15 protein-coding genes and 1 pseudogene are annotated in these 15,434 nt (G+C 40.0%); 7 read left to right on the top strand and 9 right to left on the bottom strand.

All coding sequences use genetic code 11. From position 1 onward, the window contains the following. Window positions 1-279: 279 nt before the first annotated feature. The 5 genes and pseudogenes from ABPH35_RS05155 to ABPH35_RS05175 form a co-directional block, all read right to left on the bottom strand. The gene (locus ABPH35_RS05155; RefSeq protein WP_349988695.1) at window positions 280-453 is read right to left on the bottom strand and encodes a hypothetical protein; all 174 of its coding nucleotides are present in this window, start codon (window positions 451-453) and stop codon (window positions 280-282) included. A gap of 310 nt (window positions 454-763) precedes the next feature. After that, window positions 764-1,795, bottom strand: a complete 1,032-nt coding sequence (locus tag ABPH35_RS05160) for an ABC transporter substrate-binding protein (protein WP_349988696.1) — start codon at window positions 1,793-1,795, stop codon at window positions 764-766. Beyond that, window positions 1,782-2,573 (bottom strand): ABC transporter ATP-binding protein, encoded by a 792-nt coding sequence (locus ABPH35_RS05165; protein ID WP_349988697.1) that lies wholly within the window; start codon window positions 2,571-2,573, stop codon window positions 1,782-1,784. Before ABPH35_RS05165 ends, ABPH35_RS05160 begins: the two co-directional genes overlap by 14 nt. Then, window positions 2,549-3,328 (bottom strand): ABC transporter permease, encoded by a 780-nt coding sequence (locus ABPH35_RS05170; RefSeq protein ID WP_349988698.1) that lies wholly within the window; start codon window positions 3,326-3,328, stop codon window positions 2,549-2,551. The genes ABPH35_RS05165 and ABPH35_RS05170 overlap by 25 nt, the downstream gene beginning before the upstream one ends. A gap of 450 nt (window positions 3,329-3,778) precedes the next feature. Continuing rightward, window positions 3,779-4,386, bottom strand: a pseudogene (locus tag ABPH35_RS05175) (transposase); the annotation flags it as partial. A 119-nt stretch (window positions 4,387-4,505) separates the two neighbouring features. Between ABPH35_RS05175 and ABPH35_RS05180 the strand changes: the two are divergent. The 7 genes from ABPH35_RS05180 to ABPH35_RS05210 all read left to right on the top strand — a co-directional run bounded on the left by ABPH35_RS05180 (window position 4,506) and on the right by ABPH35_RS05210 (window position 10,980). Continuing rightward, entirely contained in the window at window positions 4,506-5,321 is an 816-nt protein-coding gene (locus ABPH35_RS05180) for a Cof-type HAD-IIB family hydrolase (protein ID WP_349988699.1), read from the top strand. A 22-nt stretch (window positions 5,322-5,343) separates the two neighbouring features. Next, entirely contained in the window at window positions 5,344-6,564 is a 1,221-nt protein-coding gene (gene pepT, locus ABPH35_RS05185) for a peptidase T (RefSeq protein WP_349988700.1), read from the top strand. 138 nt (window positions 6,565-6,702) lie between these two features. Then, the gene (locus ABPH35_RS05190) at window positions 6,703-7,341 is read left to right on the top strand and encodes a helix-turn-helix transcriptional regulator (protein ID WP_349988701.1); all 639 of its coding nucleotides are present in this window, start codon (window positions 6,703-6,705) and stop codon (window positions 7,339-7,341) included. A 438-nt stretch (window positions 7,342-7,779) separates the two neighbouring features. Further along, a complete protein-coding gene (locus ABPH35_RS05195) occupies window positions 7,780-8,097 on the top strand; it encodes a PadR family transcriptional regulator (protein WP_349988702.1) in 318 nt (105 codons plus the stop codon). Next, a complete protein-coding gene (locus ABPH35_RS05200; RefSeq protein WP_349988703.1) occupies window positions 8,094-8,678 on the top strand; it encodes a DUF1700 domain-containing protein in 585 nt (194 codons plus the stop codon). Before ABPH35_RS05195 ends, ABPH35_RS05200 begins: the two co-directional genes overlap by 4 nt. Next, a complete protein-coding gene (locus tag ABPH35_RS05205) occupies window positions 8,665-9,507 on the top strand; it encodes a DUF4097 family beta strand repeat-containing protein (RefSeq protein WP_349988704.1) in 843 nt (280 codons plus the stop codon). The genes ABPH35_RS05200 and ABPH35_RS05205 overlap by 14 nt, the downstream gene beginning before the upstream one ends. Window positions 9,508-9,783: 276 nt before the next feature. Continuing rightward, the gene (locus ABPH35_RS05210) at window positions 9,784-10,980 is read left to right on the top strand and encodes a cation diffusion facilitator family transporter (RefSeq protein ID WP_349988705.1); all 1,197 of its coding nucleotides are present in this window, start codon (window positions 9,784-9,786) and stop codon (window positions 10,978-10,980) included. Between the two features lie 320 nt (window positions 10,981-11,300). Here ABPH35_RS05210 and ABPH35_RS05215 read toward each other — a convergent pair whose 3' ends face one another. The 4 genes from ABPH35_RS05215 to glmS form a co-directional block, all read right to left on the bottom strand. Then, window positions 11,301-12,140: an amino acid ABC transporter substrate-binding protein gene (locus ABPH35_RS05215; RefSeq protein ID WP_349988706.1), complete on the bottom strand. Its 840-nt coding sequence runs from the start codon at window positions 12,138-12,140 to the stop codon at window positions 11,301-11,303. Between the two features lie 28 nt (window positions 12,141-12,168). Next, on the bottom strand, window positions 12,169-12,801 hold the full coding sequence (locus ABPH35_RS05220) for an amino acid ABC transporter ATP-binding protein (RefSeq protein ID WP_349988707.1): 633 nt from the start codon (window positions 12,799-12,801) through the stop codon (window positions 12,169-12,171). A gap of 9 nt (window positions 12,802-12,810) precedes the next feature. After that, window positions 12,811-13,452 (bottom strand): amino acid ABC transporter permease, encoded by a 642-nt coding sequence (locus ABPH35_RS05225; RefSeq protein WP_349988708.1) that lies wholly within the window; start codon window positions 13,450-13,452, stop codon window positions 12,811-12,813. 159 nt (window positions 13,453-13,611) lie between these two features. Beyond that, entirely contained in the window at window positions 13,612-15,426 is a 1,815-nt protein-coding gene (gene glmS, locus ABPH35_RS05230; RefSeq protein ID WP_368849640.1) for a glutamine--fructose-6-phosphate transaminase (isomerizing), read from the bottom strand. Between the last annotated feature and the right edge of the window lie 8 nt (window positions 15,427-15,434).

The following is a 15,434-nucleotide window of genomic DNA, read 5'->3' on the forward strand; positions in this document are numbered from 1 at the left end:
AAGTGATGGGATTTAGCGATATACTGTAAGTGGCTCATTTGGACTAACCTCCTGTTTGTTTGGTCACTTACAGTATAGTCCTTTTGGGCTTTTTATTGTATTCTGAGAGTAACTAGCACCACGAGTTTAGGATAATCTTTTTTGAACTCAGTATAACACTCATCCATATTGTAATAGCAAACTGTGGCATCAATTCAATTGCTCTCCCCTTTATTAAGCAACGGCATTCACTGCCTGCGTTTCTGGCGCTAACCTTACCACCCGTGTTGACAAGGAGTACTATTCATCATTATCTAAGGATGCATCTGGTTCTTTAAAGGCAATATGACCATTGATTCCAATGCCACCAATGCGCAAATCAATCTTTCCTAGTTCCTTTATTAATAAGTGAATATGGTCTAACACTCTTTGGATCTCAAGCATGATTAACTCCGAATCCAATTGCGAATACACTCACTCCCCTGAAACTCAAGGAAGATTGCTTCTTTATCCATCTCCTATTCTCATCTACATACTCATCCATATTGATAAAACACATATTCTTGAGACTAATCCTTCGTTCATTTACCATCTGGACAAATCATCACAGATGGTAAATAACTCCTGTTATTTTTTTCAATAACTGATATCATTTCTTGAGCCAGTTCTTCAAAAAGTCTATCTTCATTCGGAAAAAATTGAATAGGAATAGCACTTTTATCCACAGTCTACTTTTGACTAAATCGATAATATGATTTCATTACTTCTTTATCCATCATTCCTTTTACCGATTGAAAGAAATTTCTGATAGAATCTCTTTCATTAAGTCCAATTTTACATATTCCGATACATCTCTCTCTGATTTTACTAAACCAGTTGATAAAAAATTTTTCTGTTGTTTTTCATAATAGTGTTCAATTTCACCACTATTTAGATGCGCCAATAATTCAGAACTCGTCAACCATTTCCCGTCATTGACCTCTAAGCTCGTTGCGTCGCTATCAGCTCCAACTTTTTGGGCGACCCATGTAACAACTTCAGCCATATGTTCAGAACGATAATCCATAGAGCGATATAGACCTCGTAAAAATTTCTTCATATCCTCAGATTTTTTTTGAGAATAACCGGCCTTCACAACATAAGAAGCAATTGCTGGGTAAGCATCCTTATAGCGATCGTTGTCAGCAAGGGTAATGCTGGTTTCGCCTAACTGTCTTTTTATCACAGTAGTATTAGGAGACCAAGTAGCTGCAGCATCAATCGATCCCGATAGCATGGCAGATACAATCGAAGAAGCGTCCATCTCGACCAACTCCACATCGTTTACTGACAAGCCAACTTCTTTAAGGGCAAGGTGTAAAATCGCCTCTGCAGACGTTCCTGCCGCTAAACCTATCTTCTTTCCTTTTAAATCGTCTAATGATCGAACACCTTTATCTGTTCGTCCGAGAACTTCATCAGCATTACCTAGCTGTGAAAAAGAAATAATTTCTGCCCGCCCTTCTATAGGTAGTCGGTGAGCTCCTGGCCCAATATTTCCAATGTCAATCGATCCTGACTCCATAGCTGCAATAATTGTTGCGCCATCAACAAATTCCACTAAATTTACTTTAACCCCTTCTTCCTCAAAAATCCCCCTATTGACACCTGTTATCACATCATGGAGACTTCCAAAATTAGGCATATACGCTACATTCATCTCTGTCAACTCCAACTGTTGCTCCACTTTATCATACTTAGAACAAGAAGCACAAAGCACCATCGAAAACAAAATAACAGAACGAAACATTATTCTTACAAATCTATTCCATTTCATACTGACTTTCTCCATATACTTGCGACCAAACATACTCTTTGATCTCCAAAAATTCTTTCTCATTTTTTATCCCTAACCTTCTTGAGTGAGGCAAGGGAATATGCATTAATTCTTTGATATTACCAGGATTTGTTCCCATAATCGCTATCTTTGTCCCCAAAAATATTGCCTCTTCAATGTCATGTGTTATAAAAAAGCATGTCTTTCTTTCCTTAATCCACATGTTAAGTAATTCTACTTGTAATTGCGCCCGAGCCAACGGATCTACTGCTCCGAATGGTTCATCCATGAGCAATACAGATGGATTTGCAGCATAGGCTCGAGCTATCGCTACCCTCTGCTTCATTCCACCAGACAATTCTTTTGGAAAATGATGGGAGAATTTCTCTAGGCCGACCATTTGTATATACTTATCAGCAACACTCTCTGCTTCTGATTTCTCGAAACCTTGAACATTCAAGCCGAACATCACATTCTGCTTAACTGTCAACCACGGAAATAAGGCATATTGTTGAAAAATCACGCCCCTGTCTGGACTCATTCCCGTAACTATTTGATTATTACAAACTACTCGACCACTCGTTGGTGGTATCATACCAGCAATGATGTTTAAAAGTGTAGACTTTCCACACCCTGATGGACCAACAGCTGTAATGAAATCATTTTCTTCTATTTCTAGCTGTACATCTTTCAATGCTACAAACTCATTGTTCTCCATTTCAAACACCTTACTAACATTCTCGACAATTACTTTTACATTTCCTTCTTCTCTTGCCATACTGTCAACCTCTTTTCTAATCCATCAATACATTTATCAATTATCAGGCCTATAAGGCCTATAATAATGATATATAGCAATAAGGGAGCTGAGTCAAAAGTATTATTCAAAGATCTAATTCGCATCCCCAAACCCGCAATCGCCCCAGTAGATTCTGCTGCAATTAAGGTGGTTAACGCAACTCCTACTCCCAATCGAATCGCTGTAACAAGAAACGGAATAGAGGCTGGAATTAGGACTTTTTGAAAAACAGCAACATCACTAGCACCAAGTACTTTAGCTGCTTGAATCAGGACTGGATCTATATGAATAATCCCTTGAAATATAGTGATTGTCATTGTTAAAAATGTAGCAATTGAAATCACAATGACTTGCGGAACAAATCCAACACCAGCAGACAGGACAACCAAGGGAACATAAGCTAACGGAGGTATATTCCTTATGAAATGTAACCAAGGAGATACAACCTTTTGATAGGGTATATACCATGCCATGATGATGGCATTCGGAATAGACAAGACCAATCCAACCAAAAAACCGCACAAGATTGTCCATAAACTAGTCATCAAATCAACAAGAAGTACCCCTCTATCAAGCATTATAAAAATAGACTTCCACACTAATAATATATTAGGAAAACTTCTGGCAGTACTTTCGCTTATCGACAAATAGTACCAGAACAACATCGCAACAGAGAACGAAATGAGCAACCAAATTTTACTGGAATGCACACCTTTTTGCTTTTTACGAACCATACCACACCCCTCCCTTTGCTGTGTAAACGCTTACAAGATTATTCAAAGGTTTATTTTATAAAAAAGAAATTATATGCTTAGTTTTTGATAAAAATATTCCTCTTCTATCAAAAATTTTATTCTTTTTATTTACATTTGTCAAGTTAGATGTTGATAAGGTTATTCCAATTTTTATCCTAATAAAACGAGAAAAACCAGCCTTATATCTTTTATTTCATTGAATATTATTTTAAAATAAAATCATGTATATTTTTGTTTTTAGACCATCTTTTTTTATTTATTTAAAATTATCATTCCGAAATGTCCAAGCGTATCCGCTTGGATAGGTTACACTAAGCTAGACAGAATTTATAAAGTGTACTAGACTACAGAAAATAGAACAGGAGAAAATGATGTCTAGAAAACCTCATCGCCGATTCAGGTTCTGTCAATAATTTTGTGTAAGAGGGAGCCAACCTCCGTTTGGACGGCTTGGTTCCCTCTGACATGAACTCTGCGCACACCAAAAACACTCTTCAATCGGCCAAAAACAGGTTCGACATCTGTCTTGCGTTTGGCATAGATATGGGAGCCTTCTTCACTATGCAATTCTTCTTTTATGAGTTCTTTAAAGGAATACCAAGTCGGATTGTAATGAATCTGTTTCAGGCGACCATTTTCTGTTTTGGCAAGATTTTCTAACTCGAGTGTGTCCTGTATGTGATCTGCCTTGTAGATTTTAAAGTCACGCTTAAATCCGTACTTATCCGTTCGACGAGAGTCATTTTTAAAGGAATAGACCACTCCATCAGGTTTCATAAACTGATCTGTTTCTTCAAGGTATGTCCAGTTTTTTGGTTATTAGGACTGTTTTGATATTTCTTAGTCCTCTCCTTTTGGTACATGCCATAAGGAGTCAGATGTGTTTTCTCTAACTCATCAATTATAAAAACGTGGTTCTCTTCACTTCCATAACCTGCATCATCTACAATGTTTTGAAACAAATCCAACGTTTGAATCGATTGCAGGAAGGGGTTGAGAGTTCTAGTATCGGTTGGATTTGAAAAGATATCATAAGTCACGACAAACTCTAAGCAGGCTTGGCCTGCTTAGAGTTTGTCGTGCTATACTAGTCTATAGAATACTTTGGACTGTTTTTTATGCTATACTAGTCTATAGAATACTTGAGGAGGAGTGTATGATTAAATTACTAGCTCTTGATATGGATGGGACGTTGTTGAATAGTCAGAAGCAACTAACCCAACCACAGATTGAGGCGATTCATAAAGCGATTGAAATGGGGGTTAAGCTCGTACTGTGTACTGGCAGAATGCTCCCAGGGGTCAAGCCTTATTTTGACCAGCTGGGTCTTGATGCGGAACATGAGTATGTCATTGTCAACAATGGTTGTTCAACCCACCAGACGAGTGACTGGAAGTTGATTGACTGGGCTGAGCTATCCCCTGAGCAAATCAAATACCTTGCAACTTTCATTCCAGGAAGTAAGATGCAGCTGACCTTATTTGACGAGGAGCATTATTATGTCTTAGACGATGAACCAAATGAACATTCACAGACAGATGCTCAGCTTGTTTTTGTAGAGCCAACGATTTTAAGTATGGAAGATGCAACCAATCAGAGTCGTCATCTTTTCCAAGCGATGTATGTCGGAACAAAAGAGGCCACTGATGCCTTTGAAACCAGCTATGCTGACATACTCCGTAAGGATTTCGATGCCGTACGCTCGCAAGATGTCCTACTTGAAATTTTGCCAACAGGTACCAATAAGGCTTCTGCCTTGAAGAAATTAGCAGAACACTTGCAGATTTTACCAGAGGAAATCATGGCAATAGGAGATGCCAACAATGACATTGAAATGCTGGAATTTGCTGGATTGAGTATTGCCATGGGCAATGCTAGCGATCTAGTCACATCTTTTGCAAATGATGTGACGGATACCAATGACCAAGACGGTGTAGCCAAAGCCATTTACAAACATATTTTACAGCAGTAGAAAATACCAAAAGGAGAAAATCATGAAATACCCTACACTTTTAGAACGATTTCTTGTCTACGTGAAAGAAAATACACGTTCAGATGAGACTTCAACCACTACACCTAGCACGCAAAATCAAGTCGAATTTGCCCAAAACATTCTGCTTCCTGAAATGGAACGCATCGGACTTCAAAATGTCCACTATTTGCCAAATGGTTTTGCCGTAGGAACACTTCCTGCTAATGATCCTACTTTGACACGTAAGATTGGCTTTATCGCCCACATGGATACAGCAGACTTCAATGCAGAAGGGGTGAATCCACAAATCATTGAAAACTACGATGGCTCTCCTATTCCACTTGGAACATCTGGTTTTGAATTGCATCCAAAAGATTTCCCACAATTGGGCAATTACCCTGGTCAAACCCTGATTACAACAGACGGAACGACCTTGCTTGGCTCTGACGATAAATCAGGAATTGCTGAGATTATGACAGCCATTGAATACTTGGTAGCTCATCCCGAGATCAAACATTGCGAAATCCGTGTTGGATTTGGCCCAGATGAAGAAATCGGTGTGGGAGCCGATAAATTTGATGTGGAAGATTTTGATGTTGATTTTGCCTATACGATGGACGGCGGACCACTTGGCGAACTCCAATACGAAACCTTTAGTGCTGCTGGTGCTAAGATTGATTTTCTTGGACGAAATGTTCACCCGGGTTCTGCCAAGGATCAAATGATTAATGCCTTCCAATTGGCAATTGACTTCCATAATGCTCTTCCAGAAACAGATCGCCCAGAAAAAACGGATGGGTATCAAGGTTTCTTCCATTTAATGGACATGGCAGGAAGCGTCGATCAGGCACAGACCACATACATCATTCGTGATTTTGAAGAAGCTGATTTCGAAGCTCGCAAACAATTGATGCTGGATGTTGCTGAGAAAATGAATCAGAATTTTGACACACCACGCGTCATCGTCAATCTTCATGACCAATACTATAACATGAAGAAAATCATTGAAAAGGATATGACACCCATTACCATTGCAAAAGAGGTCATGGAAAGTCTTGACATCAAGCCAATCATCGAGCCAGTCCGTGGTGGAACCGATGGATCAAAAATTTCCTTCATGGGTATTCCAACACCAAATATCTTTGCAGGTGGTGAAAACATGCATGGCCGTTTTGAATTTGTCAGTCTTGAAACCATGGAAAAAGCCGTCGATGTTATTTTAGGAATTGTTGGACATCAATAAAAGACGATACAATAAACGCCCTTTAACGCATAATAGGGCGTTTTTTCCCCCGCTGCAACCAAGAGTAGCAAAATGTAAACCAGACCTTCTTGGCAAAAATCTTTCCATTTGCTACAGTAGGGATAGGAGGTGACCTATATGTTACTACATGAAAAAATTCGTTTCATTCGCACCATACATCAATTATCACAGGAACAATTCGCTGAAGAATTTCTGGTCAGCCGCCAATCGGTTTCCAAGTGGGAAAATGGCACGGCTATTCCAGATCTTTACATTCTCATCAAGATAGCTGATTTTGCCGATATGAGTTTGGACCAGCTGGTTCGAGAAGATATTGACCTACCAATCCAGCAAGAGGTAGACAATCTTGAACTCGCAACTTCTCCGCAGCAAAAGTCTAGTTTTGCCATTCAAACCTATCTCGGAAAGGTGTGCGATGTTTCCCTTAACACGATGTGGTACCAAGTTCTGCGAAATGTCAAAATCGTAGGTATCTACCAAAATATGGTTTGCTTTGAGAAACACCAGCGCTACGGCTACTTTAATCTCCAACGCTGTCTGGACATTCTCATCAAAAAAGAAGAAGATTACACATCTTGCAACCATATTGCCCTCGGCAAATGCAAGGCTTACACGAATACTGACCAATTCTGGGGTGGAAATCACTACCTCTTTAGCCAAGTGACAGCTGTCCACGAAAACAGCCTTGAACTCCAAACAGGAACCTTTACAACGACAATCGATTTTGACAAACTAGTCGTTCTACTGATGAAATAGCTGAACCAAGCATCTTGACGGTGCTTGGTCAGAATGTAGACAAACCTCACAATTCAGAAAAACATTACAATGATATTTAATTTTCTGTTGTTTCAAGGTTAGAACATTTGCGAGCTTAGCGAGCACAATACCGCCACCACCGCCGTGCTAAAAGTTATAGAAGTCATGATTTCGTTGAAATCGATTATGCTCGCTCCCTTGTTTCTGGGCTCGGGCTAAAATAATCCACTGGATTATTTTACTCCGAAGGAAGTCGCTGATGTCCGAAAGCACATAAGGATGGTGGCAATAAAAAGACTTTTTCTTCAAGCTGAACCAAGCATCTTGACAGTGCTTGGTTTTTTTATATAAAATTTTTATATATTATCCTTGACAAGGATTATCTTTATGTATATAATTTATATATAAAATATTTATACATAAGAGAGGTGAGCATTTATGTACTATCCTGTCTCCTCTGTCTTGATTGAATTTCTGATTTTGTCTATTGTAGAAAAGCAAGATTCCTACGGTTATGAAATCAGTCAGACCATTAAGATTGTAGCGGATATCAAGGAATCAACCTTATATCCCATTCTGAAAAAACTTGAAAAAGCAGGCTTTGTGACTACTTATTCTCAGGAATTTCAGGGACGCAAGCGCAAATATTACGAAATTACCGACCTGGGGCGCAAGCAGATTAACTTTTTGCAAACCGAATGGACGGAATATAAGGAAAATATTGACGGTATTATAGAAGGGAGCCTACGAAAATGACACGCAACGACTATATCACTCAGTTACAGAAATATCTTAAACGTCTGCCAGCAGAGGATTATCAAGATGCCATGGAACATTTTACTGAATACTTTGACGAAGCTGGACCAGATAACGAGGCGCAGGTAATTGCTGAGTTAGGAAGTCCTAAGCAAGCTGCGCGAGAAATCCTCGACCAGCTCTATGCCAAAAAGACCGAAGCAGGAACTGCTACACCTCGCAATACTATTCTCATCGTCGCCCTCAGCATCCTTGCGGCCCCTATGGCCTTGCCACTAGCGTTTACCCTCTTAGCTCTCTTTCTAACTGCGATTATACTCGTTTTCAGTTTCTTGTTGGTCCTTGCTTCTGTATGGATTAGTTTGATTGCTCTAGGATTAGGCTTTCTAATTACAGCCTTTCAGATTTTTTCAATTGCCTGGAGTAGCTCAATCCTCTTTATCGGACTTGGATTAGTCGCCATCTCCCTAGGACTTCTTGCTATGCAGACTACGATTGTTCTTGGGAAAAAAGCTGTCCTTGCCCTTGTTCATTTGATTCAAGAAAAAGTTATTAGGAGAAACCGCTATGAAATCAGTTAACCGTTTTACCAAAACCTGTCTAACGCTTCTCTTTGTTGGACTCAGCCTTGCAGGCACAGGCTTTCTACTAGGAGGTTGGAAAAATCTAAAACAGGAAGTCACTCTCAATCGGAAGCTAGAAACTACTGACTTTGACCAAGTAGAGTCTCTTGACATTCAAACGAGCATCATCATTGCTCCGTCAAAAGATGAGCAATTTCATCTTAGCTACTATCATTACCTTAGAGATAAGTTTGCTCCTGTAAGTCACCAGTTAAAAGGTAAGCAACTGACAATCAATGAGAATCAGCCTAGTTCGTCCATCAATACGAACGGCCTACTTGATATCGTTCTGCATCTTAGTCAGCAAAATTGGGTTGAAAAACGCATCCCTCGCCTTGAAGTTCCCAAGGGGACAAATCTCAAAGAGCTCAAAGGTCTTGTTGACATAGGGGATATTGATCTCGTAAACGTTACAATTGATACTGTAGAGCTAACTGTCAATGTTGGAACTGTCAAACTAAATAATGTCAACATCGGTACGCTCAATTTAGATGTTGATACAGGAGAAATTCAACTGGAAAATGTCAGACTAGCTCCCCAAAATAGCAAAGAAAATTCTATTCAATTGAATGCAGGAAATATCACCGCAACTAACCTCACCCTAACTGGCATTCATCAATTTTCGACAGACATTGGAGAAATCGACCTCCAGCTTAATCCCAAAACAGCTGTCAACATTGAAACAAACGTAGACCTCGGCAGCGTATCCAATCACTTCCAAAGCCAACCCAACTCCCAAAATCGCCTCATTCTTGAAACCAATACAGGTGATATTTGGGTGAGATAAGCTCAACAACAAACGCATGAGGAAAATATGGTTTTTAGAAATCGTATTTTCACTTGTTGGTATTAGTATTTAGAAAAAATTATGCTATAATTTAGTTGTTAACGAGAGAAAATTTAATATTTCTTTAAAAAAGTTATGAAATACTTTTAAAAAATTGCACCTATCAAAAATTAGGATAGGTGCAATTTTTTCATGCGTTTGTCGTGGTTTGCTATTGAACTCCCTTGAAAATTCTTGCTCATTCTGCTACAATGAAGCAAGTACAAAGGAGGAATTATGAACCAACAAGCACATAATTTGAAACTGGCAGAGCGTGGGGCTATTGTCTCTATCACCGCCTATGTCCTCCTATCTGGGGCAAAATTAGCAGCTGGCTCTCTCTTTCATTCCGATGCATTGACTGCTGATGCCTTTAACAATATTTCAGATATTATCGGTAATATCGCGGTGCTGATTGGGCTGAGAATGGCGCAAAAACCTGCAGATACCGACCATAAATTTGGTCATTGGAAAATGGAAGATTTGGCAAGCCTCATCACCTCTTTCATCATGTTTGTCGTTGGTTTTCAAGTTCTGCATAGCACCATTCAAAAACTCCTCAGTAAAGAAGTCGTTGAAATTGACGTTATGGGGGCAACTGTTGGAGTCATCTCTGCTATCGTCATGTTTACGGTCTATCTCTACAACAAAGGCTTAGCAAAAAAAGTGCATTCTAAAGCTCTTGAGGCGACCGCCAAGGATAATCTATCAGATGCCATAACCTCCATCGGAACTTCCATTGCTGTTTTTGCAGCGGCCTTTCAATTTCCGATTATTGATAAAATCGCAGCTATTATCATTACCTTTTTCATCTTAAAAACAGCTTACGGGATTTTCATGGAGAGCTTCTTTACTTTGTCAGACGGTTTTGATGAGGAATTGCTCCATAAGTATGAAACAGATATTCTAAAGCTGCCCAAGATTAGCGCAGTCAAGTCCCAACGTGGTCGGACCTATGGGGCAAATATCTACCTCGACATCGTTCTTGAAATGAATCCTGACCTGTCTGTCTATGAAAGCCATAAGGTGACCGAGCAGGTCGAGCAACTCTTGATTTTAAAGCATGGGGTTTTCGATGTGGATATCCATGTAGAGCCGTCTGAAATTCCCCACGATGAAATGTACGAGCATGTCTTTGATAAACTCTATCGATTTGAAGCTGAAATCCAGGCCCATGAAAAAGGCTATGAACAGCTGATTGAGGATAGGTATCTACTAATTGATGAACAGGGACAGTATCTCAATAAAGACCAAATGCTCCAGACACACTCCGTTCAATCCACCTATCTGACCAATTTCCAAATGGTTTCAGTCAGCCAAAAATCAAAACTGGTAACGTTTGAAATCGGAAATAAAGTCCATACTTCTCTCTGGCGGCGCCATGAAGTCTGGCAAGTCATCTTTCACCAAATAACAGAAAAAAAGCTGAATTAGTTATCACCTAGTTTCAGCTTTTTCTATCTCATCAACTACTATTTCCAAATAGCTTGTATCAAGGTCACAATCGCATATAGTAAAGAAATGCTAAATACAAGAAAGGCAAGAAAAATCAGTTTCCGAGGCCTTGCCTTTCTCAACTGATAGATGCGGTAAAGAATCCAGCATAGGGCAAAAATTCTGACAAAGATCAAAAAATGAAACAATTCCGCAGACATGACCAATCACTCCTTCCACTCACCATTACTATACCATTTTTCATAACAAAAAGCTAGAAGGTTCAAGGCCTTCTAGCTTGGTTTATTATTTTTTACACTTTATTTCTTCTTGATAGCATCTGCAGCCACATCTTCTCCAAACCACTTATCAGAGATTTTTTGGAAGCTACCATCTGCATACAATTCTTTGAAGGCTGCATTGATTTTTTCCACCAAGGTCGTATCAGCCTTACGAGCACCTACTGCAAAGGCTTCTTTCTCAAAACCAGCATCAATAATATTGTAGTCCTTAATAAGACCTTCTTGCTGCAAATAATAATTGGCATAGACACGGTCAATTAAGAGCCCGTCAATGCGGTCATTTTTCAAGTCAATCAAGGCTTCGTTAAAAGTTGCGTATTGGGTTGCCTCATTGTTTTTTACAAAGCCTTTTAAGATAGCCGGTTGCGCTTCAAAAGCCGCATAGCCAGACGAACCTGCTTGAGCCCCTAGCACCTTGTCTTTCATATCCGCACTTGCGTCAATCTTAGATGATTTCTTCGTCACCAATACTTGGAGATTAGCCATGTAATCATCTGAGAACAAAACTTTTTCACGGCGTTCATCAGTTGCAGAGTAGCCATTCCAAATCAAATCAATGTTGCCATTGTTTAACTCTGTTTCTTTCAAGTCCCAGTCAATCGGTTGCCATTCAATAGCAATCCCGTATTTGTCAAAGACTGCTGTCGCTAGGTCAATATCAAACCCTGTATATTGACCATTTTTTTCTTCAAATCCCATTGGGACAAATGTCTTGTCAAAGCCAATCGTAATTTTTTTGCTTTCTTCATAACTAGACCAATTGTCTTTTTTAGCCGCTGAATCGCTAGACCCACACGCTGTCAGCGCAAGACCTGCTAGCATACCGACTGTACCAATTACAAGTGATTTCAATTTCATAGTTTATTCCCCTTTTTACAGATAGGTTCTAATGTTTAGGCTCAATCTTAATAATCTCATCGGCAATGTTTTCTGCAAACTGCATGTCGTGGGTGACAACAATCTGCGTAATACCCGTTCTGCGATTTTCAAGAATGAGATTCTCTACTTCTTTTCGTAACTCAGGGTCCAGTGCTGATGTTGGTTCATCATAACCAATAATCTCAGGCTCAATCATCATAGCACGTGCCAAAGCGACACGCTGCTTTTGCCCACCAGATAAGGAATACGGATAGGCATCCGCATGACCAGCTAAACCAAGAGTTTCAAGCAATTGACGGGCTTTGCTTTCAGCCACTATACGAGAAATATTCTGCGTTTTGATGGGCGATAAGATTAAGTTTTCCAACACCGATAGGTGCGGAAACAGCTGGAAATCTTGGAAAACAAAGCCCAACAAATGTCGTTTTTCCAACTCCTCTAAGGGAAGTTCTTCTCCATTATAAATCAACTGACCTGAATCAATACTCTCAAGTCCTGCTAGCATCCGTAGCAAGGTCGTTTTCCCACCGCCAGACTGACCAACGATGGCAAGGATTTTCCCTTCAGGAATGACGAGGTCATAGTTGGAAAAAATCTGTTTATGATCGAAACGCTTAGAAAGATTGCGTAATTCTAACATAAGACCCCCCTATTTATAATAATCAAATTTTTTCTCAATCTTATTGGCAACAAGGGTCACAAGACCAATCATCACCAAGTAGAGTGCTCCTGCGATAAACATCGGTGCTAGACTGACATCACGGTTGGCTGCTGTCCGACTAGCAAGAAGCAGGTCGTTGACCCCCAGTGCATAAATCAAAGATGTATCCTTGACCAAGGTCGTCACTTCATTAAAGACACTCGGTAAAACAATTTTCACCACCTGAGGCAAGACAATGTAGCGAATGGTCTGAACAGGTGTAAACTTCAAGACTTTTGCCGCCTCATACTGACCAGTAGGAATCGCTTCGATTCCTCCACGAAAAATTTCAGAGAAATAAGCCGCATAATTCAGCGTAAAGGTAATCAAGACTGCGGGCATTCTATCAAAGGTAATGCCAATGCTTGGCAAGACATAATAGACAAAAATCAGCTGAAGCAACAAGGGTGTCCCCCGCATAATCAGCACATAAAGATTCAAAAACCAGAGCAAGGGTTTGAATGGAACTTTCATCAAAAAGGCCACCAATGCTCCCAACGGAAGAGAGAAGAGCAAGACCATCACAAAGACCTGAAACGATACCAAGGCCCCATTTAATAAGCTCGGTAAAATCTCGATAATATATCCCATAATCTCCTCCAAAATAATAATTAAAAAATAGTATAGCAAAAATTTCTAAAAATGAAAAGACTTTTTTGCATTTTTATAATGCATTTTGAAAAAATATTCCACATTCTGTCAGATAACGGTATCAAAAATCCTCGCAGAAAAGCTGCGGGGAGTTTCTGATTATTCAACCGTAACAGCTTTCGCTAAGTTACGTGGTTTATCAACGTCTAATCCACGTTGAAGAGAGGCATAGTAAGCAATCAATTGGGTTGGGATCACCATGGAAATGCTAGACAAGAATGGGTGAACCCTGTTGACCACGATATCATCATCTTCCCGCTCCATGCCTTCTTCAACAATGGTCAAGATGTGTGCCCCACGGGAAACGACTTCTGCGATATTTCCACGAGTATGCGCTGCAACTTTCTCACTAGCTGAAATCAAGGCGATAACAGGTGTGCCGTCTTCAATCAGTGAAATCGTACCATGCTTCAATTCACCAGCTGCAAATCCCTCACACTGGATATACGAAATTTCTTTTAATTTTAGAGCAGCTTCAATTGTCACATAGTAGTCATTGCCACGTCCGATATAGAAGGCATTACGTGTTGTTGCAAGTAGGTTTGCTACTTTTTCAGCAATCATATCTTTTTCAGACAAGGTTGCTTCAATGGATTGCGCTACAATAGACAATTCATGCACCAAGTCAAAGTCAGATGCTTCTTTCTTGCCATTTGCTTCTCCGACTGCTTTTGATAAAAAGGCAAGAGCAGCGATTTGTGCAGTATAAGCTTTAGTAGAGGCTACTGCGATTTCAGGCCCCGCATGCAGCAGCATCGTATAAGTTGCTTCACGAGAAAGAGTCGATCCTGGCACATTGGTAATCGTCAAACTTGGAATGCCCATTTCATTGGCCTTAACGAGAACCTGACGGCTGTCTGCTGTCTCACCAGACTGGGTCAAGAGGATAAAGAGCGGTTTCTTGCTCAAGAGAGGCATGTGATAGGCCCATTCAGAAGCCACACCTAATTCAACTGGTGTATCAGTCAGTGCCTCAATCATATTCTTCGAAGCATACCCTGCATTGTAAGAAGTTCCTGCTGCAAGGATATAGATACGGTCTGCTTCCTGAACAGCTTTGACAACGGCTGGATCTACTGTCATTTGACCTTCTGCATCTGAGTAAGCACTAATCAACTTACGCATAACAGTTGGTTGCTCATCAATTTCTTTCAGCATATAGAACGGATAAGTTCCTTTTCCAATATCTGATAAATCGAGCTCGGCTGTATAGCTGTTGCGCTCTATTGGATTACCATCATAGTCCGTCACTTCTACGCTATCTTTTGTAACGATGACCAGTTCTTTATCGTGAATTTCCATGTACTCACTAGTTTCACGAATCATAGCCATAGCATCAGAACAAACCATATTGTAGCCCTCTCCAAGACCAATCAATAGTGGTGACTTGTTCTTTGCGACATAAATCGTGTCTGGATTTACAGTATCAATCAAGGCAAAGGCATAAGAACCTTGGATAATATGCAGAGCTTTTTTGAAGGCTTCCAGTACTGACAAGTTGTCTTCTTCGACAAATTTTCCAATTAAATGAACCGCAATTTCTGTATCTGTCTGCCCCTTGAAATCATGACCTTTAAGATAGGTATTTTTCATTTCAAGATAATTTTCAATCACCCCATTGTGAACAAGGACAAAGCGACCTGTCTGAGAGGTATGGGGGTGAGCATTATCTTCCGTTGGTTTCCCATGAGTCGCCCAGCGTGTATGACCAATACCGATTGTCCCTTCTACAGCATCTCCAACTTTAGCTGATAAATCAGCAACTCTACCAACAGATTTGATTAAGTATCCTCTTTCACCACCTGTGACAAAAATACCTGCTGAGTCATAACCACGGTATTCTAACTTTTCAAGTCCTTGAATTAAAATATCGGTTGCATTTGTATTTCCGACAACACCAACGATTCCACACATACTAATTA

Origin of the sequence: Streptococcus handemini, from assembly GCF_040984445.1 — a bacterium.
GTDB lineage: Bacteria > Bacillota > Bacilli > Lactobacillales > Streptococcaceae > Streptococcus > Streptococcus handemini.